This window comes from Heliomarina baculiformis, assembly GCF_019966545.1.
Taxonomy (GTDB): domain Bacteria; phylum Pseudomonadota; class Alphaproteobacteria; order Rhodobacterales; family Rhodobacteraceae; genus Heliomarina; species Heliomarina baculiformis.
In genome coordinates this window covers 72,104-90,143 of the sequence record NZ_JAIMIC010000004.1, presented here as the reverse complement: position 1 = coordinate 90,143, position 18,040 = coordinate 72,104, and the positions used below count along the sequence as shown (strand labels likewise).

Annotated in this window: 18 protein-coding genes; 9 read left to right on the top strand and 9 right to left on the bottom strand. The window is 62.5% G+C overall.

Features of this window, described 5'->3' with window-relative positions; all coding sequences use genetic code 11:
* Positions 1-68: 68 nt before the first annotated feature.
* From mreC to MF268_RS10280, 5 genes are read left to right on the top strand one after another with little or no spacing between them, the layout of a single operon-like run.
* Positions 69-986, top strand: a complete 918-nt coding sequence (gene mreC / locus MF268_RS10300) for a rod shape-determining protein MreC (RefSeq protein ID WP_088632067.1) — start codon at positions 69-71, stop codon at positions 984-986.
* Complete coding sequence (locus MF268_RS10295) at positions 979-1,518, top strand: rod shape-determining protein MreD (protein WP_238370785.1); 540 nt, start codon at positions 979-981, stop codon at positions 1,516-1,518. Before mreC ends, MF268_RS10295 begins: the two co-directional genes overlap by 8 nt.
* Positions 1,515-3,458, top strand: a complete 1,944-nt coding sequence (gene mrdA, locus MF268_RS10290) for a penicillin-binding protein 2 (protein WP_238370784.1) — start codon at positions 1,515-1,517, stop codon at positions 3,456-3,458. Before MF268_RS10295 ends, mrdA begins: the two co-directional genes overlap by 4 nt.
* Complete coding sequence (rodA, locus tag MF268_RS10285) at positions 3,455-4,606, top strand: rod shape-determining protein RodA (protein WP_238370783.1); 1,152 nt, start codon at positions 3,455-3,457, stop codon at positions 4,604-4,606. The genes mrdA and rodA overlap by 4 nt, the downstream gene beginning before the upstream one ends.
* A gap of 3 nt (positions 4,607-4,609) precedes the next feature.
* A complete protein-coding gene (locus MF268_RS10280; RefSeq protein WP_238370782.1) occupies positions 4,610-5,542 on the top strand; it encodes a 2-hydroxyacid dehydrogenase in 933 nt (310 codons plus the stop codon).
* 110 nt (positions 5,543-5,652) lie between these two features.
* Here MF268_RS10280 and MF268_RS10275 read toward each other — a convergent pair whose 3' ends face one another.
* The 6 genes from MF268_RS10275 to MF268_RS10250 all read right to left on the bottom strand — a co-directional run bounded on the left by MF268_RS10275 (position 5,653) and on the right by MF268_RS10250 (position 12,222).
* Positions 5,653-7,665 carry a M3 family metallopeptidase gene (locus tag MF268_RS10275; RefSeq protein ID WP_238370781.1) on the bottom strand — a complete coding sequence of 671 codons (2,013 nt, stop codon included), beginning with the start codon at positions 7,663-7,665 and terminating at the stop codon, positions 5,653-5,655.
* A gap of 61 nt (positions 7,666-7,726) precedes the next feature.
* Positions 7,727-8,779 (bottom strand): HesA/MoeB/ThiF family protein, encoded by a 1,053-nt coding sequence (locus MF268_RS10270; protein ID WP_238370780.1) that lies wholly within the window; start codon positions 8,777-8,779, stop codon positions 7,727-7,729.
* Positions 8,779-9,234 (bottom strand): dUTP diphosphatase, encoded by a 456-nt coding sequence (dut, locus tag MF268_RS10265; RefSeq protein ID WP_238370779.1) that lies wholly within the window; start codon positions 9,232-9,234, stop codon positions 8,779-8,781. The genes MF268_RS10270 and dut overlap by 1 nt, the downstream gene beginning before the upstream one ends.
* Before the next feature lie 4 nt (positions 9,235-9,238).
* The gene (coaBC, locus tag MF268_RS10260) at positions 9,239-10,447 is read right to left on the bottom strand and encodes a bifunctional phosphopantothenoylcysteine decarboxylase/phosphopantothenate--cysteine ligase CoaBC (RefSeq protein ID WP_238370778.1); all 1,209 of its coding nucleotides are present in this window, start codon (positions 10,445-10,447) and stop codon (positions 9,239-9,241) included.
* 87 nt (positions 10,448-10,534) lie between these two features.
* Positions 10,535-11,323: a ChaN family lipoprotein gene (locus MF268_RS10255; protein WP_238370777.1), complete on the bottom strand. Its 789-nt coding sequence runs from the start codon at positions 11,321-11,323 to the stop codon at positions 10,535-10,537.
* Positions 11,324-11,343: 20 nt separating this feature from the next.
* A complete protein-coding gene (locus MF268_RS10250) occupies positions 11,344-12,222 on the bottom strand; it encodes an RNA polymerase factor sigma-32 (RefSeq protein WP_238370776.1) in 879 nt (292 codons plus the stop codon).
* 122 nt (positions 12,223-12,344) lie between these two features.
* Here MF268_RS10250 and cobU point away from each other — a divergent pair, with 122 nt between their 5' ends.
* The 4 genes from cobU to MF268_RS10230 are packed head-to-tail and all read left to right on the top strand — an operon-like array spanning position 12,345 to position 15,764.
* Positions 12,345-12,866, top strand: coding sequence for a bifunctional adenosylcobinamide kinase/adenosylcobinamide-phosphate guanylyltransferase (gene cobU / locus MF268_RS10245; RefSeq protein WP_238370775.1), 522 nt, complete (start codon positions 12,345-12,347; stop codon positions 12,864-12,866).
* On the top strand, positions 12,863-13,441 hold the full coding sequence (locus tag MF268_RS10240) for a histidine phosphatase family protein (RefSeq protein ID WP_238370774.1): 579 nt from the start codon (positions 12,863-12,865) through the stop codon (positions 13,439-13,441). The genes cobU and MF268_RS10240 overlap by 4 nt, the downstream gene beginning before the upstream one ends.
* A gap of 60 nt (positions 13,442-13,501) precedes the next feature.
* Positions 13,502-14,197: a glutathione S-transferase gene (locus MF268_RS10235; protein ID WP_238370773.1), complete on the top strand. Its 696-nt coding sequence runs from the start codon at positions 13,502-13,504 to the stop codon at positions 14,195-14,197.
* 58 nt (positions 14,198-14,255) lie between these two features.
* A complete protein-coding gene (locus MF268_RS10230; RefSeq protein ID WP_238370772.1) occupies positions 14,256-15,764 on the top strand; it encodes a YifB family Mg chelatase-like AAA ATPase in 1,509 nt (502 codons plus the stop codon).
* Here the strand turns inward: MF268_RS10230 and gshB are convergent.
* The 3 genes from gshB to rsmI all read right to left on the bottom strand — a co-directional run bounded on the left by gshB (position 15,761) and on the right by rsmI (position 17,991).
* Positions 15,761-16,696 (bottom strand): glutathione synthase, encoded by a 936-nt coding sequence (gene gshB / locus MF268_RS10225; RefSeq protein WP_238370771.1) that lies wholly within the window; start codon positions 16,694-16,696, stop codon positions 15,761-15,763. The two genes, MF268_RS10230 and gshB, sit on opposite strands and share 4 nt — an antisense overlap.
* A gap of 64 nt (positions 16,697-16,760) precedes the next feature.
* Positions 16,761-17,132, bottom strand: coding sequence for a YraN family protein (locus MF268_RS10220; RefSeq protein ID WP_273544984.1), 372 nt, complete (start codon positions 17,130-17,132; stop codon positions 16,761-16,763).
* Position 17,133: 1 nt separating this feature from the next.
* Positions 17,134-17,991: a 16S rRNA (cytidine(1402)-2'-O)-methyltransferase gene (gene rsmI, locus MF268_RS10215; protein ID WP_238370770.1), complete on the bottom strand. Its 858-nt coding sequence runs from the start codon at positions 17,989-17,991 to the stop codon at positions 17,134-17,136.
* Positions 17,992-18,040: the final 49 nt, after the last annotated feature.

Below are 18,040 nucleotides of genomic sequence, written 5' to 3'. Positions count from 1 at the left end.
ATTCCCCTGCCCCGGCTCACAGGCAAAGGGGTCGCTTGCCCCGGCGCAACCGACACGAAGGGCGAGACTTGGCCAAGGACCGGTCACAACGCGATGACTACGTAGGCCCGCTGCGGCGCATGCTGCTCGGCGTTGTCTGCCTGTGCCTGCTCGCGATCTTCCTCGTCTGGCGCATCGACAGCCCGCGCGTCGAACGTTTTCGCGCACAGGTAACGGAAATGGTGGTGCCCAACATGGAATGGGCGATGGTTCCGGTCACCGGCACGATCAACCTGTTCCGCAATTTCCAAAGCTACCGGCGTCTTGCCGAACAGAACCGCGAATTGCGCAGCGAGCTCCGTCAGATGCAGGCATGGAAAGAGGCGGCGCTTCAGCTTGAACAGGAAAACGCCCGCCTGCTCGATCTCAACAACGTCCGTCTCGACCCGCGCCTGACCTACGTGACCGGCGTCGTGATGGCCGATTCCGGCTCGCCTTTCCGTCAGTCGGTTCTGCTGAACGTCGGCGCGCGCGACGGCATCATGGATGGCTGGGCGGCAATGGACGGCATTGGCCTCGTCGGTCGCATTTCCGGCACCGGCGACACAACCAGCCGGGTGATCCTTCTGACCGACGCGGCAAGCTCGATCCCGGCCGTAATCCAGCCCTCGGGCCAGACCGCGCTCATCCGCGGCGACAACACGGTCGCGCCCGTTGTTGATTTTCTTGAGAACCCCGATCTCGTACGGCCCGGCGACCGGGTGGTAAGCTCGGGCGATGGTGGCGTCTTTCCCGCCGGGCTCCTGATCGGACAGGTCGCCGCTGCCCCGTCGGGCCGGCTGCGCGTGCGCCTTGCCGCCGATTACGAACGTCTCGAATTCCTGCGTGTCCTGCGCCATCACGGCACCGAACGTGTCGAGAACCCCGGCGACGTGGTTGCACCAATGCTCTCGACCGATACGAACCCACTCATGCTGCCCGAGCCGAGAAACCCCGCCGATGGCTGAGCGGAACACTCCCCATATCTGGACGATGCGGATTGCCTATGTGGCGCTGGCGCTGGTGATCATCTTCTTTCACCTGCTGCCGCTCGATACCCAGCCGCGCCGCTGGGCGCCGCCGGACTTGTTGCTGGCCTTTACCTATGCATGGGCGCTGCGCCGCCCGGATTACGTGCCGTTGCTGCTGATGGCGGGCGTAATGCTGATGGCCGACCTTATGTTCCAGCGCCCGCCGGGTCTGTTTGCGCTACTCGTCGTGCTGGGGGGTGAATATCTGAAATACCGGACGCAGGTCCTCAGCGATGCCAGTTTCCTCGGCGAATGGGCCGCGGTCTGCATCGTCGTGGTGGGCGTGACGCTGCTCAACCGCCTGATCCTCGGGCTGGTGCTGGTGCCGCCACCGGCATTGACCCCCAGCCTGATACAGATGATCTTAACCGTGATGATCTATCCGCTCATCGTTCTCGTTTCCCAATTCCTTCTGGGCGTGCGGCGACCGGCCCCGAATGATGCGGGAACGCTAGGGGGCCGCGCATGAAACGCAAAGTCAAGGATCAGGGCCATTCGCAGGGCAAGCTGACCCGCCGCACGGCGGTAATGGGCGGCTTGCAGCTGGCCTTTGTCGGCGCGCTCGGCCTGCGGATGCGGCACCTCCAGGTGGATCAGGCGGATCAGTTCCGTCTGCTCGCCGAGGAAAACCGCATCAACATCCGCCTGATCGCCCCGACGCGCGGCGAACTGTTCGATCGCAACGGCAAGGTACTGGCCCGCAACGTCCAGAGCTACCGGCTCATCATCGTACGCGAGGATGCAGGCGACGTGGATCAGGTCATCGCCAACCTGTCCAAGCTTGTCCGGCTTGACCCGGGCGAGCTGGAACAGGCGATGGTGGAAATGCGGCGCAGCCCGCCCTTCCTGCCCATAACCCTCGCCGACCGCGTCACGTGGGAGGATCTGAGCCGCGTCGCGGTCAACGCCCCCGCCCTGCCCGGCATCACGCCCGAGGTCGGCCTGACCCGTGTCTACCCGCGCGGCCCCGACCTCGCGCATGTGGTCGGCTACGTCGGCCCGGTCAGCGATTACGATCTCGAAAAGATCGAGGATCCGGAACCGGTCCTGCGCATCCCCCGATTTCACATCGGCAAGGTCGGTCTCGAAGCCAAGCAAGAGGACCTCTTGCGCGGGAAGGCGGGCGCCAAAAGGGTCGAGGTTAATGCCACGGGCCGCGTCATGCGCGAACTCGATCGGCAAGAAGGTCAAGAAGGCGCCGATATCCAGCTGACGATCGACGCTGAACTACAGGCCTATACGCAGGCCCGGCTCAAGGGTGAAAGCGCCAGCGCCGTGGTCATTGACTGCGAGACAGGCGACCTGCGGGCCATCGTGTCTTCGCCCAGTTTCGATCCGAACCTCTTCGTTCAGGGTATCTCGGTCGCCGATTACAGTCGCCTGCGCGATGACAAGTATCGCCCGCTCGCCAATAAATCGGTGCAGGGCGTCTATCCGCCCGGCTCGACCTTCAAGATGGTTACCGCCCTTGCCGCGCTCGAAGCGGGCTCGGTTTCCCCAAACGATACGGTCTGGTGCCCCGGTCACATGGAAATCTCGGGCCGCCGGTTCCACTGCTGGAAACGGGGCGGGCACGGTCACATGGACCTGCTGAACTCGCTCAAGCAAAGCTGCGACGTCTATTATTACGACGTGGCAATCAAGGTCGGCATCGACCGCATCGCCGAAATGGCCCGCAAGCTGGGCATCGGCGTGCGCCATGATATCCCCATGTCCGCCGTGGCGCGCGGTCTCGCCGCCGACAAGGCGTGGAAACAGGAAACCTACGGCCAAAACTGGCAGATCGGCGACACCGCCAACGCCTCTATCGGGCAGGGCTATATCCTCGCCTCGCCGCTGCAACTAGCGGTCATGTCTGCCCGCATCGCGACCGGGCGCAAGGTTACGCCACGGCTGGTCAAATCCATCGACGGGGTCGAACAACCCAACCTCTCGACAGAACCGCTCGGCCTGAATGAAAACAACCTGCGTCAGGTGCGCAAGGGCATGTTCGCCGTAGCCAATGACCGGCGCGGCACCGGCTATCGCTCGCGCATCATCGAGGAAACCATGCGCATGGCCGGTAAATCCGGCACCAGCCAGGTTCGCAACATCACCAAGGCCGAACGCGCTGCCGGTGTCATCAGCAACGCCGACCTCCCGTGGGAGCGGCGCGACCATGCGCTCTATGTCGCCTACGCCCCGGCAGACAACCCGAAATACGCGGTTGCCGTTGTCGTCGAACATGGCGGCGGCGGTTCATCCGCGGCAGCGCCCATCGTTCGCGACGTGATGCTTCAGGCGCTTTACGACGGCACGCCCCCGCTCGAAGCCTATCCCACGGGCGACCGCGACCGCATTCAGGCCCAGCAGGAGGAGCTTCAGCGCGACCAGGATGAACGTGAGATCAGCCAGAGTGACCGCGCATGAGCTATCTTGAGTATAACGTCAAATCGACGCCCACCGGGCTGCGCAAGATTCTGTATCTGAACTGGCCGCTGACGCTTCTGCTGATCACCGTCGCCAGCGTCGGCTTCCTGCAACTCTACTCGGTGGCCGGCGGGTCGCTCTCGCCATGGGCCGAACCGCAGATGAAACGTTTTGCGCTCGGCATGACCGCGATGCTTGTCGTCGCGATGGTCCCGATCTGGTTCTGGCGCAACATGTCCGTGGTCGCCTACCTGCTGTCAGTGGTGCTGCTGATCGCGGTGGAACTCGTCGGGATCGAGGGCAAGGGCGCCCAGCGATGGATCGATATCGGTTTCATGCGCCTGCAGCCCTCTGAGTTGATGAAAATCACGCTGATCATGCTGCTCGCCGCCTATTACGACTGGCTGCCCGCCCGTCGCACCTCGCATCCCTTCTGGGTGCTGGTGCCGGTAATGATGATCCTTTTTCCAACCTACCTCGTGCTGCGTCAGCCCGATCTCGGCACCTCGATCCTGCTGGTCACCGCAGGCGGCGGGCTGATGTTCCTCGCCGGTGTGCACTGGGCCTATTTCGCCGCCGTCATCGCCTCGGGCGTCGGCCTCGTCACCGCCGTTTTCGAAAGCCGCGGCACCCCTTGGCAGCTGATCAAGGACTACCAGTACCGACGGATCGACACTTTCCTCGACCCGGCATCGGACCCGCTCGGCGCAGGCTATCACATCACGCAGTCCAAGATCGCGCTCGGTTCGGGCGGCTGGACCGGGCGCGGCTTCATGCAGGGCACCCAAAGCCGGCTGAACTTCTTGCCCGAAAAACATACCGATTTCATCTTCACCACCTTGGCCGAGGAATTCGGCTTTGTCGGCGGCATCTCGCTGCTGTCGGTCTATGCGCTGATCATCCTCTTCTGCGTGGCCAGCGCGCTTGCCACCCGCGACCGCTTTTCCTCGCTGCTCACGCTGGGCGTCGCGATCACCTTTTTCCTGTTCTTCGCCGTCAACATGTCCATGGTCATGGGGCTTGCCCCCGTGGTCGGCGTGCCTCTGCCCATGGTCAGCTATGGCGGCTCCGCCATGCTGGTCCTCATGGTCGCCTTCGGCCTAGTCCAAAGCGCCCATATCCACCGTCCCCGAGGGAGATCCCGTTAAAAAATGCCCGTCAATATCCTCTACGCCGCCACGCCCGGTAAATGGGAAACCTACCAGCCGACCTTGAAGAAAGCCCTGCAAGCCACTGGTCTCGATTTCGACCTGCGCAATGAATTCGAACCCGAAGCCGTCGATTACATCGTCTATGCCTCCAACAGTCCGCTGCAGGACTTCACCCCCTACAAGAACCTCAAGGCAGTGCTGAACCTCTGGGCCGGGGTCGAAGGCATCGTCGGCAATAAATCTCTCACCGTCCCGCTCGCGCGCATGGTCGACACCGGCATGACCAGCGGCATGGTCGAATGGGTCACCGGCCACACCCTGCGCCACCACCTCGGCATGGACAGGCACATCCTCGCCAAACCGGGCGAATGGCACCCCGTTGCCCCGCCGCTCGCAAAGAACCGCCGCGTCACCGTGCTGGGCCTTGGCGCGCTCGGCTCGGCCTGCGCCAAGACGCTCGCGTCCTTGGGCTTCGACGTCGCAGGGTGGAGCCGGAGCGCCAAATCCATCCCTGGCGTCACCTGCCACCACGGCCCCGAGGGCCTCAAGGAAGCCCTCGCACATGGCGAAATCACCATCCTGCTGATGCCGAACACGCCGGAAACCGAAAACACACTGAACGCGGATACCATCGCCCAACTGCCCCGCGGTGCCATCATCCTGAACCCCGGCCGCGGCCCGCTGATCGATGACGCCGCCCTGCTTTCGGCCCTCGATACCGGGCAAGTGGGCCACGCAACGCTCGACGTCTTCCGGGTCGAACCGCTGCCCGCCGATCACGCCTACTGGACTCACCCAAAGGTCACGGTCACCCCGCATATCGCCTCGGAAACCCGGCCCGACACCGCCAGCGAAGTCATCGCGGAAAACATCCGGCGCGGCGAGGCGGGCGAGCCTTTCCTGCATCTGGTCGACCGCAGCCGCGGCTACTGAAACAAGAGAAGGCCCGGCAACACACCGGGCCTTCTCTAAATCCGGCAATCCGCCCTTCTTTGGGTCTTAAAATATCCCCGCCGGAGGCATGCGCCAAAGGCGCATTCAAGTCACGCCGCCAGACCGCGCCCTTTCAAAAGCGCCTCAACCCCCGGCAGCCGCCCACGGAACGCCACGTAAAGCTCCGCCGCATCGCGCGACCCGCCGGTGGACAGGATATTCTCTTCTAGTGCCTTCGCCTGCGCCGCATCAAACGCATCGCCCGCCTCTTCAAAGGCTTCGAACGCATCAGCATCCATCACTTCCGACCACATATAGCTGTAATAGCCCGAGCTATAGCCGTCCTCCGAGAACACATGCGCGAAATGCGGTGTCGCATGGCGCATCCCGATAGCATGGGGCATTCCGAGCCCTTTCAGAATCTCTTCCTGCCGCGCCATCGGATCCGCCGGTGCCGCCCCATCGTGGAACTCCAGATCGACAAACGCCGAGGCGACATATTCCACCGTCTGGAACCCCTGGTCGAAATTCGCGGCTTCCAGCACCTTGTCCAGCATCGCCTTGGGCATCGGCGCGCCGGTTTCCGCATGGGTCGCGAACTCCTGCAACACGCTCGGCACTTCCAGCCAGTGTTCGTAAAGCTGGCTCGGCAATTCCACGAAATCCCGCGCGACCGATGTACCCGACACCGATTCATAGGTAACGTCCGACAGCATCTGGTGCAGCGCATGACCGAATTCATGGAACAGGGTGCGCGCGTCGTCATAAGACAAAAGCGCCGGATCACCCTTGGCGAAATTGCACACGTTGATGACCACCGGGCGCTGTTCTTCCGGGAATTTCGCCTGTGACCGCATCGCCGAACACCAGGCGCCCGACCGCTTCGACCCGCGCGCAAAGTAATCCCCGATGAACACCGCGATGTGCTTCCCTTCGCGTGTCACCTCCCAGGCCCGGCAATCCGGATGGTACAGAGGGAGGTCCAGCGGCTTGAACTCCAGCCCGAACAACCGGTTGGCACAGGCAAATGCGGCTTCGATCATCCGCTCAAGCTGCAGATAGGGCTTCAACGCCGCTTCATCGAGATCATGCTCGGCCTTGCGTCGCTTCTCCGCGTAATAGCGCCAGTCCCAAGGCTCCAGCGCTCCGTTCACGCCATCCGCACGCATCATCGCCGTCAGCATTTCCGCATCCGCCTCGGCCTGCGCCTTGGCCGGCCCCCAGACCGCCATCAGCAGCTCTCGCACCTTTTCCGGCGTCTTCGCCATTTCCGTTTCCAGCTTGTAGGCGGCGAAATTCTCATAGCCGAGCAGCTTGGCCCGTTCTTCCCGAAGATTCAGGATTTCCGCCGCAATTGCCCGGTTATCGGTCTTGCCCCCGTTCGCCCCGCGCGCGGCCCATGCGGCATAGGCTTTTTCACGCAGATCCCGGCGCGGCGAGAATTGCAGGAACGGCGTGATGATCGACCGTGACAGCGTCACGACCGGCCCCTTCGCACCCTTCTCTTCGCCCGCGCTACGCGCCGCATCCACGACGAATCGCGGCAGACCTTCAAGATCGGCCTCAGCCAATTCCATGTACCACTCGCGCTCATCCGCAAGCAGGTTCTGCGTAAACTCTGTCCCCAAACTCGCCAGCCGGGACTTGATCTCTTTCATACGTGCCTCTTCCGCCCCCTCGAGGGCCGCGCCGGACCGCACGAACCCGCGATGGGTCAGCATCAACACCCGCGCCTGCTCATCGCTCAGCCCCAGATCGTCGCGTTTATCCCACAGCTCCGCCACCCGCCGGAACAACGCCTTGTTCGACGAAATTTCGGAAAAATGCGCGGACAGCTTGGGCGAGAATTCCCGTTGCAACTCCTCACGCTTCGGATTGCTATCCGCACCGGCCACGGTAAAAAACACCGACAGCACCTTGTCGAGCGCCTCACCCGCCGCTTCCAGCGCCTCGATCGTATTGGCGAAAGACGGTGCCGCGTCATTCCCGGCAATAGAGGCAATCTCGGCCTCATGCGCCGCCAGTGCCTCGTCCAGCGCGGGGGCGAAATCCTCGTCCGAAATTGCATCGAACGGGGCCAGCTCAAACGGGGTATTCCAATCGCTTAGAAGGGTGTTGGTCATTCAGGATCTCCTTTAGGTGCGACCTAATTACGCCCGCGACCCGGTTCAATCTCTCGACAGGTTAGGCCAGGTCGGAAGCCCCGCATATGGGACAATCCGCGCGCTTTTTCAGCGCGATCTTACGGTTCTCGCCGTAGAGCGCGTCATAGATGAGCATCTCGCCGCGGAGCACCTGTCCGGCCCCGGTGATCTGCTTGACGGCCTCAACCGCCATCATCGACCCGACAACCCCCGGCAACGGCCCGACAACCCCCGCCTCGGCGCAAGACGGCGCAAGCCCCGGCGCCGGTGCCTTGGGGAAAATGCATTGGTAGCACGGCCCGCCCGCCTTGGGATGAAACACGCTCAGTTGTCCTTCCCATTGCGACAGGGCCCCGGAGATCAGCGGCTTGCCCTGAGCAACTGCCACCCGGTTCGCAAGGTACCGCGTATCGAAATTGTCGCTGCCCTCAAGGATCACGTCATAATCGGCGAACAGGTCGGCCGCGATCCCCTCTTCCAGCCGCCGGTGGTAGGGTCGCACCTCTATCGCAGGGTTCTGCGCTTTCATCGCCGCCTCTGCCGAGAATACCTTGGGCATCCCGATATCCGCGTCGCAATGGATCACCTGCCGTTGCAGGTTGGCGTTCTCCACCACGTCATCGTCGATTACGCCAATCGTGCCCACGCCCGCCGCCGCCAGATATTGCAGGGCCGACGCGCCCAATCCCCCGGCACCGATCACCAGCACCCGCGCCTGTTTCAGGCGTTTCTGCCCCGGCCCGCCAAGCTCACGCAGCACGATATGGCGCGCGTAACGCTCAAGCTCTGTCTCGCTAAAGGTTCTACCCGACGGAACCATCTCGGCAGGCTCGTCCAGCGCCGCACGCCGCTTGAGCATCTGCACCAACCGTCCATAGCCTGCCGCGATCACAAGGAAGCCGCCCAAGATCAGCCAGAGCGCCGGAGACCCGCCCGTGGTTTCACGCAGAGGATGACCATCTGGCAGTATCAATTGCACAGCCAATACGCCCGCGAAAAGCACGCCAAGCATAAGCAGCCGTCGCGATTTCGGCGCGCCGGCTACGGCCCCGATCCCCCAGAGCGCCCCGGCAAGGATCAGCACGAAAAGCATCAGCCGCGCCCGGTCGACCCGAAACCACCCGATCCACGGTCGGTTTCATCAAGCGTTTCGACAAGATCGAACTGCGCCACAACAACCGGCGCCACGACCATCTGCGCGATGCGATCCCCATGCGCGATGGTGAAAGGCTCCTGCCCCGCGTTCATCACGATCACGCCTAAAGGCCCGCGATAATCGCTGTCGATGGTGCCGGGGCTGTTCGGCAGAGTAATCCCATGCTTCAGCGCAAGGCCCGAGCGTGGCCTGATCTGGATCTCATACCCCTCGGGAATCCCAACCCGCAGGCCCGTCGGTACCAGCACCCGTTCCCCCGGCGCCAGCACAACCTCACCCCGCGTAGGAAAGTTCGCGCGTAAGTCCGCGCCCGCCGATCCGGCGGTTTCATAGCTGGGCAAAGCGACCGTTTCATCGAAATCCGGATCGCGCGTTACCTGAATCTGAACCAATGCGTTATTCCTTATCCTGAGTGCCTAGGGCATCCGCGATCCGCGCCGCCAGACGTGTGGCGACCTCGGCCTTGCCCAGTCGCGGCCACTCCTCTGCCCCATCATCCGAAATCAGGATGACCGCATTCTCGCTGCCCCCCATGATCCCCGTCGCCGGGCTTACGTCATTCGCCACGATCCAGTCACAGCCTTTGCGCGCCCGTTTCGCGGTGGCATGTTCGACCACATCGTCGGTTTCCGCCGCAAAGCCCACGACGAGCCCGGGGCGGCCATTAGTCATCTTCGACACCCGCGCAAGGATGTCGGGGTTTTCAGTAAATTCCAGCGTCGGCATCCCGTCGCGCGTCTTCTTCAGCTTGCGATCCGAGGCTGAGGCCACCCGCCAGTCGGCCACCGCCGCCGCAAAGACGCCCGCATCGACGGGCAGCGCCGCGTCCACCGCGTCTGACATTTGCTGCGCGGTTTCGACCCGTACCAGTTCCACCCCTTCCGGCGGCGGCACATCGGCAGGACCTGAGACAAATACAACTTCGGCCCCCAGCGCCACCAGCGCCCGGGCAATCGCCGTTCCCTGCGCACCGGAGGACCGGTTCGCGATATAGCGCACCGGATCAATCGGCTCATGCGTCGGCCCCGAGGTCACCAGCACCCGTTTGCCTTTCAGCGGACCATCCGACAGCCGCGCTTCGATTGCGTCAATGATGTCAGGTACTTCCGACATGCGCCCCAGCCCGTATTCACCGCAAGCCATGCCGCCCTCATCCGGGCCTACAACCGCAATACCATCCGCTTTCAATTGCGCCAGATTGCGCTGCATCGCCGGGTGATGCCACATGCGGACGTTCATCGCGGGTGCGATCAGAACCGGCGTATCCGTCGCCATAAGCAGGGTCGAGGCCAGATCGTTCGCCAGTCCCGCGACCATCTTGGCCACCATATCCGCCGTTGCCGGTGCGACCACGACCAGATCGGCAGAGCGCGAGAGTTGAATATGGCCCATCTCGGCCTCGTCCGTCAGATCGAACAGGTCCCGATAGACCTTGCGTCCGGCCAGCGCCGAAACCGAAAGCGGTGTCACGAACTCCTCGCTCGCCTTGGTCAGCACTGGCGTCACGCTGGCGCCGCGATCCTGCAACCGCCTGATGAGATCGAGCGTCTTATAGGCCGCGATCCCGCCGCCGATGATGAGAAGGATATTTTTCGAGGCCAGCATGGGCGTGCCCTTTGTTCCGATCCGTCCCGACCATAAGCGTCCGGCGCAGGATCTGCCATAGCGGAATAGTTGTTACCCGACAGCGCCTTACTTGAACTCGGCGCAGGGGTCGCTGCGGTCTACGGGCTCTGCAGACACGACCGCGTCGAAATTGCCCGAAAGATTGTCGGCTTCGGCCTGTCCCAGCGACCACACATGCAGATCGGGCCGGGCCAGCGCAATCAGGCTCGGCGCGCCCCAGTCCAGCCGCGCATGGCCATTGCCGGTGATGACAGCAACCTTGCCGCCGGTCTGCATCACCGCGTCGACCGCCGCCCGAGCCAGAACCGCATCCCGCAACCGCTGGAGGTCGACCATGACTGGCAGCATGTCTTCGGGCATCGCATCGCAATGGGCGGCCATTTGCAGGGCTTCGCGCGCCTCCTGCTGATCACCGGCAAGCGGCGCGGCCAGCCCGTATAATTCCGCCCCGGCACCAAAACTCTCGGCAATGCCGGTCTCCATCGCCGCCCGCGCACGATCGCGCGGAACCGCCGCGCCGATCACAACCGCATCGGGTGCGGCGGCAAAGATCGGGTAATACATCGCAAAATCCGGCCAACCGGACTCGGACCAGCCCAGCGCCGCATCAAGTTCTGCCTGCGTCTGTCGATTTTCCGGGGTCACCGCTGCTGCCTGCTCCGGCGTCAGCATTTCGAAAACCAGCGCATCGGGCGCGATCTGAGCAACAAGCGTGGCCTGCACCTCGTGATGGCGGGGATTATCGTGGACCTCACCAAGAAAAACCACATCCGCCGAGGCCGGGGGATGCGGTAAAATCTCCTGCGCGTTCGCCGTCCCGGCGCAGAGCAGGACCATCATCAGCAAATGTTTCATCAAGAAGGTCTTGGACCGGCTCAGTTGAGAAACTCAAACACTTCCTGACTTTGCGTGGACAGCGTCTTGCGCATCTTCTGGAACGCTGCCGCCTCGAGCTGGCGCACCCGCTCCTTGGACAGGTGCAACTCATCTCCAAGGCTTTCCAGCGTCCGGGACGAAGGTTTCAGTTTGCGCTCTGTAACGATAAAGCGTTCGCGATCGTTCAGCGCATTCATCGCGATCAGCAACCATTCCCGCAACTGCGCTGTGTCCAGACGATCCTCAACCGTTTCAGACGCCTGCGCACTGTCGTCTTCCAGCGCATCAATCCACTCGCGCCCATCCTCATCCGCAGACTGCACCGCGTTCAGAGAGAAATCGGACCCCGACAGACGGCCCTCCATCATTTCAACGTCATGAATTGGCACACCCATTTCACCTGCGATCAGCTGGTGCATCTCATGACGCGGCAGGGTTTCGCCCCGCGCCGATGCCTCACGCTCCAGCCGTGCCTGAATACGGCGCATGTTGAAAAACAGCGATTTCTGGGAAGAGGTCGAGCCGGTGCGAACCATCGACCAGTTGCGCATCACGAAATCCTGGATAGAGGCCTTGATCCACCAGACCGCGTAGGTCGAAAACCGAACCCCGCGATCCGGGTCGAATTTCTCTGCCGCTTTCATCAGTCCCAGCCCGGCTTCCTGGATCAGATCGTTCATCGGGGCGCCGTAACGACGGAACTTGGACGCCATCGAGATCGCCAGACGCATATAGGCGTTAATTAATCGGTGAAGCGCCTCTTCGTCCCGTTGGTCCCGCCAGGCATAGGCCAGTCTCAGTTCGGTTTCCGCGTCCAAAAGCTCTGCTTTCATAGCGCGGCGTGACATCGCTCGGTCGTTCGAGATATCCAACGGCATGTGAATTTTCCCCTGAAAAATTACATTTGCCCAACGAAGCAACCCCAGTGAAAGACTTGTAAGGCGGGCTTGTATTAAATACGCAGCAACCGGCGATTTGGTTTCCTCAAAGGGTTAAAAAAATGTTGTCAGGAAACACTCTCGTGCTAGGAGGCGCCGCTTCCGGAAAATCATCGCATGCAGAAACCCTTTTAAATCAATGCCCTGAAGAACTAATCTATTTGGCATCGGCTGAATGCTACGATGACGAGATGCGCGAGAAGGTTAACATTCACATCGCCCGGCGCGGCCCGCGCTGGACCACGATCGAGGAACCTCTGGCCGCTGCCGACGTCATCGCCGAGCTTGAGCCGGGCCAGACCTGCCTGTTCGACTGCGCCACCCTCTGGCTCAGCAACCACATACTTGCCGACAACGACATCGCGCTTGAACAGGAAAGACTGCTGGCCGCCCTCAAAACCTCCCCCGTGCCGGTCGTCATCGTCAGCAATGAGGTTGGACAGGGCATCGTCCCCGAAACCCCGCTTGGCCGTCGCTTTCGCGAGGCTCAGGGGCGGCTGAACATCGCCCTCGCGGCGCAGGCCGCCCGGGTCATCCACGTGGTTGCGGGCATCCCCCGCACAATTAAAGGCGACGCCCTGTGACACGCTTGTTTCTGGTCCGGCACGGCCCGACCCATGCCAAATCGATGGTGGGATGGTCCGACCTGCCCGCCGATCTCAGCGATCTGGCCCAGATTGACCGTCTGTCCGGCTACCTGCCAGACGACGCGCTTGTCGTTTCCTCCGATCTGCTGCGCTCCACCGCGACGGCAGATGCCATTCAGGGCGGTCGCGAACGGCTGAATCACCGCCCGGAACTACGCGAAATCCATTTCGGCCAATGGGAGTTGCGCAGCGCCGCTGAGATCGAAGCCGAAGATGCCGCGCTCGCCCGCGCCTATTGGGAAACCCCCGGCGATATCCGACCGCCTGGCGGCGAAAGCTGGAATGACGCGCGTGCGCGCATAGACCCGGGCATCGACCGCCTCATCGCCGAACATACGGGCCGCGATCTTGTTGTCGTAGTCCATTTCGGCGTTATCCTGACCCAGCTTCAGCGGGCAAATGGCATCTCGGCCTACGAGGTGCTCGGCCAGCGCATTGACAACCTGTCCGTCACCGAAATCGCCCGTCACGACGGGCAATGGTCCGTAGGCGCGATCAATCACCTGCCGTGATGCCCCCGGACACAAAAGGTCGCTTTACTGGATTTCCCGGATCCGCATAGCTTCACCGACATGACATATGACCTTTATATTGGCGACCGTTCCTTTTCCAGCTGGTCTCTGCGCGGCTGGCTGATGTTCGACAAGTTCGCAATCCCCGTCCACCCGCATATGATCGGGCTTTATTCCGGCACCATGGCACAGGACATGGCCCCGCTTGCCCCCGCGCGGCTCGTCCCAGCAATGCGCACCCCCGATGGCACAGTGGTCGGCGAAAGCCTCGCGATGGCCGAAACCCTGGCCGAGCGCCACCCGGACGCCGGTCTCTGGCCGACCGATCCTGCCCAGCGCGCCACGGCCCGCTGGCTCTGCGCCGAGATGGTGGGCGGATTCTCCGCCCTGCGCGGCGATTGCCCGATGCAGCTTTTGCGCCGCTATCAGGGGTTCCAGCCATCGGACAAGGTGCTTGCCGATCTGTCTCGGATCGAGACCCTGTGGGACCACGCGCGGACAGTTTCGGGTGCTAAGACCGGCTGGCTCGTTGGCACCTATTCGCTCGCAGATGTGTTCTACACGCCGGTAGCCGCGCGCATCCTTGGCTATGGCCTGCCTGTCAGCGCCGCTGCAAACGCCTATTGCGAGGCGCTGGTCGGCGACGATTCCGTGCATAGGTGGTGTACAGAAGGTGCACAGGTATCATACGACCCTGAACCCTATAAGCTCGATCTGCCAAGCAGCCCCTTCCTGACGGAAGCTTCGGCAAGTTAACACTTCCTAAACCGGTGCGCCGTTAGCCATGAGTTGTTAACCAATCCGGGACAAACTCATGGTGGCGCAAGCCTATTCGGTCGCATTTCAGGGCATCGACGCCAAACTGGTCGAGGTTCAGTGCGCTGTCGTGCCCGGCTTGCCCGCCTTTTCCATTGTCGGCCTGCCGGACAAGGCAATCTCAGAGGCGCGCGACCGCGTCCGCAGCGCGCTCAGTGCAATGGCCATCGCCCTGCCGTCCAAGCGTATCACGGTAAACCTGTCGCCCGCCGATCTGCCAAAGGAAGGCAGCCATTTCGACCTGCCCATCGCGCTGGCCCTGCTGGTTGCCCTGCAGATCCTGCCCGCCGATGCGGTCGAAGATATCGTGGCCCTAGGAGAGCTGTCACTCGATGCGACGCTGGTGCCGGTTATAGGCGCCCTGCCTGCGGCGCTCACCGCCGCCGAGGAAAACCGCACCCTGCTGTGCCCCCGCGCCTCAGGAGCCGAAGCAGCATGGGTAAGCGCGACCCGCGTCATCGCCGCCGATAGTCTTGGTGAGGTCGTGCGCCATCTGACCGGTCAGCGCCCGCTCGACCCTGCCGAGCCGGGCGAAGTATCGCAGACCGCCGTTGGGCCTGACCTGAAAGAGGTGAAAGGCCAGGAACGTGCCAAACGTGCGCTCGAAATCGCCGCCGCCGGGCGTCACCACCTTATTATGGTCGGCACACCCGGATCGGGGAAATCGATGCTGGCGGCAAGGATACCCGGCATCCTGCCTCCGCTTACCCCGGGCGAAGCGCTGGAAACCTCAATGATCCAGTCGCTCTGCGGCATGCTGGACGCGGGCGGTATCAACCGCGCCCGCCCTTTCCGCGATCCGCATCACACCGCCTCGATGGCCGCAATTGTCGGCGGCGGCCGCAATGCGCGGCCCGGCGAAATCAGCCTTGCTCATAACGGCGTGCTGTTCATGGACGAGTTCCCCGAATTCCCCCGGTCCGTGCTGGAAACCCTGCGCCAGCCGATCGAGACCGGAGAGGTGATCGTCTCGCGCGCCAACGCCCATGTGAAGTACCCCTGCAAATTCATGCTGGTCGCCGCCGCGAACCCCTGCAAATGCGGCTATCTGAGCGATCCCGAGCGCGCTTGTTCGCGTGTGCCGCAATGTGGCGAAGACTATCTTGGCCGGATTTCCGGACCGCTGATGGACCGCTTCGATCTTCGGGTCGAGGTGCCGCCGGTGCGTTTCACCGACCTCGACCTGCCTGCCAACGGTGAAAGTTCTGCGACTGTCGCCGCTCGCGTAAAGGCGGCGCGGGAAATTCAGGGCCAGCGCTATGCCGATCACCCCACAATCCGCCAGAACGCGGATATACAGGGCGATCTGCTGGAGAGCGTGGCAACACCCGATGCCGAGGGCCGCGCGCTTTTAACCCGCGTGGCCGAACGTTTCGGCCTGTCAGCGCGCGGCTATCACCGGGTTCTGCGTACGGCCAGAACGATCGCCGACCTTGCGCAAGAGCCCGAAGTGAAACGTGACCACGTCGCCGAAGCCATCAGTTTTCGGCTCTCCACAAAAACCTAGGCGCAGCGCGCCTCGATAGCTTCCCAAATCGTGGCGGCCACATTGATCCCGTCGAACCTTTCCAGTTCCTGAATTCCGGTCGGCGAGGTCACATTGATCTCGGTCAGGTAATTGCCGATCACGTCGATTCCGACGAAAATCTGCCCCTTCTCGCGCAAAAGCGGTCCGATCGCCGCGCAGATTTCACGCTCGCGGTCGCTCAGCGCGATCTTTTCCGGACGTCCACCCACATGCATGTTCGACCTTGTCTCGCCCTTGGCGGGTACCCGATTGATCGCGCCCACCGGCTCACCGTCCACAAGGATAACGCGCTTGTCGCCATTGCTTACATCGGGCAGGAATTTCTGCACGATCAAAGGTTCGCGTGAAAAGCCGGTGAACAGCTCGTGCAGCGACGACAGGTTACGATCATTCTCGTCCAGCCGGAACACCCCGGCGCCACCGTTGCCGTAGAGCGGCTTTAGGATGATGTCCCCGTGTTTCGCCTTGAATGCCTTGATGACTTCAAGATCCCGCGCGATGGTCGTCGGCGGCGTAAGGTCGGGGAAATCCAGCACCAGCAGCTTTTCGGGATAGTTGCGCACCCAGAACGGGTCATTCACCACCAGCGTTTCGCCCTTCAGCCGATCCAGCAGATGGGTCGCGGTGATGTAATGCATGTCAAAAGGCGGATCCTGACGCAGCCAGACCACGTCGAAATCGCCCAGATCCACGGTCCGGCGCTCGCCCAGCACAGCCGGGTCGCCTTCGACCCGCTGCACGGTCATGTCATGGCCCCGGGCGGTTACCCGGCCCTCTTCGAACGCGAGGTGATCGGGGCTGTAGTAAAAAAGCTCATGCCCGCGCGCCTGTGCCTCTTCGGCAAGGCGAAAACTGCTGTCGGCGTTGATGTTGACCTCGGTGATCGGGTCCATCTGGAACGCGATTTTCATGGGCACTTCCCCTGTTAGACTGCTCCGAATACATGGCGCGTCTCAGCAGGAGGTGCAATGGCGTTCAGAACGCGCCAAAGGCGTTTTCGATGATTTCAAACTGACCCTGCGCATCTACAAGCGCCACGTCAAAGCGCGACGGCGTCAGCTGCCCGAGAGGCTGGGTGCCGAGAAACTGCGCCGCGCTGGCATAGATCCGTTCCATCTGGCGGCGGCTGAGCCGCTCGGCGGCACGGGCAATCGTGCAGGATTTCTTGACTTCGACAAAGATGATTTCATCGCCACGCTGCGCGATCAGGTCGATTTCGCCGGCCTTGCCGCGCCAGCGGCGCCGGGCGAGCGCGAAACCACGGCGCTCGTAATCCTGCGCGATCCTGTTTTCCGCTGATACCCCCGCGGCATGAGCGACCTGTCCCCGAATCTGCAACTGGTTCATGTCACTTCTTTCCCATGTTGAGCGCCATCTGGTAGACCTTGCGACGCGGGACATCGTGCAATCGGGCCACCAGATCCGCCGCGTCGCGGACCGAATGTTCTCCGAGCGCCCTTTGCAGATCCTCTTCTATGTCAGTTTCACTAATTTTCTCCGAACGCGCCCGGTCCACCAGCAGAACCACCTCGCCTTTCAGGCTTGCCCCGGCCAGTTCGGTCGCGAGTTCGCCGAGGGTGGCGCGGCGCACTTCCTCGAATTTCTTGGTCAATTCCCGGCACATGGCGGCCGGTCGTTCGCTGCCGAGTTCTTCGACCATGTCGGCAAGGCTTGCCGAAACCCGCTTGGGCGATTCATAAAACACCAGCGTGCCGGGGATATTCTTCAGCGCTTCGAGCCGTTTCTTCCGGGCCGTAGAGCTATTGGGCAGGAAACCGCCAAAGAAGAAAGCATCCGTCGGCAGGCCACCAAGCGTCAGCGCGCTCAGCAATGCCGATGGCCCCGGTGCGGTCGTCACAAGGTGCCCGGCTTCGGCGGCGGCCCGGCTCAACTCGTAGCCGGGATCGGCGATCAATGGCATGCCCGCCTCCGAGGAATAGGCAAGCGACCGGCCCTCGGCCAGCTCGCTCAAGAGCCGCTCCTCCACGCCTTTGCCGCTGTGATCGTGATAGGCGATGATCCGGCGCCCGTTCAGCGGCACGCCGTGGATTTCCATCAGATGACGCAGGCTGCGGGTGTCTTCGGCGGCGATCACATCGGCCGAGGCCAGCACGTCCAGCGCCCGCAGCGTGATGTCGCGGGCCGTGCCGATGGGGGTGGCGACAAAATACAACCCTGGCGCCAAACTGATCGTTCTGTAATTCAACTCTGGACCCGCCTTGGATGAAGTCTATTATCCCCACCAAGTGAGGTGC

Excerpts from the sequence above, each read along its gene's own strand:
- MF268_RS10295 (WP_238370785.1), top strand. The coding sequence starts at position 979 with ATGGCTGAGCGGAACACTCCCCATATCTGGACGATGCGGATTGCCTAT.
- mrdA (WP_238370784.1), top strand. The coding sequence starts at position 1,515 with ATGAAACGCAAAGTCAAGGATCAGGGCCATTCGCAGGGCAAGCTGACC.
- rodA (WP_238370783.1), top strand. The coding sequence starts at position 3,455 with ATGAGCTATCTTGAGTATAACGTCAAATCGACGCCCACCGGGCTGCGC.
- MF268_RS10280 (WP_238370782.1), top strand. The coding sequence starts at position 4,610 with ATGCCCGTCAATATCCTCTACGCCGCCACGCCCGGTAAATGGGAAACC.
- MF268_RS10275 (WP_238370781.1), bottom strand. The coding sequence starts at position 7,665 with ATGACCAACACCCTTCTAAGCGATTGGAATACCCCGTTTGAGCTGGCC.
- MF268_RS10270 (WP_238370780.1), bottom strand. The coding sequence starts at position 8,779 with ATGCTTTTCGTGCTGATCCTTGCCGGGGCGCTCTGGGGGATCGGGGCC.
- coaBC (WP_238370778.1), bottom strand. The coding sequence starts at position 10,447 with ATGCTGGCCTCGAAAAATATCCTTCTCATCATCGGCGGCGGGATCGCG.
- MF268_RS10255 (WP_238370777.1), bottom strand. The coding sequence starts at position 11,323 with ATGAAACATTTGCTGATGATGGTCCTGCTCTGCGCCGGGACGGCGAAC.
- MF268_RS10250 (WP_238370776.1), bottom strand. The coding sequence starts at position 12,222 with ATGCCGTTGGATATCTCGAACGACCGAGCGATGTCACGCCGCGCTATG.
- cobU (WP_238370775.1), top strand. The coding sequence starts at position 12,345 with ATGTTGTCAGGAAACACTCTCGTGCTAGGAGGCGCCGCTTCCGGAAAA.
- MF268_RS10235 (WP_238370773.1), top strand. The coding sequence starts at position 13,502 with ATGACATATGACCTTTATATTGGCGACCGTTCCTTTTCCAGCTGGTCT.
- MF268_RS10230 (WP_238370772.1), top strand. The coding sequence starts at position 14,256 with ATGGTGGCGCAAGCCTATTCGGTCGCATTTCAGGGCATCGACGCCAAA.
- gshB (WP_238370771.1), bottom strand. The coding sequence starts at position 16,696 with ATGAAAATCGCGTTCCAGATGGACCCGATCACCGAGGTCAACATCAAC.
- MF268_RS10220 (WP_273544984.1), bottom strand. The coding sequence starts at position 17,132 with ATGAACCAGTTGCAGATTCGGGGACAGGTCGCTCATGCCGCGGGGGTA.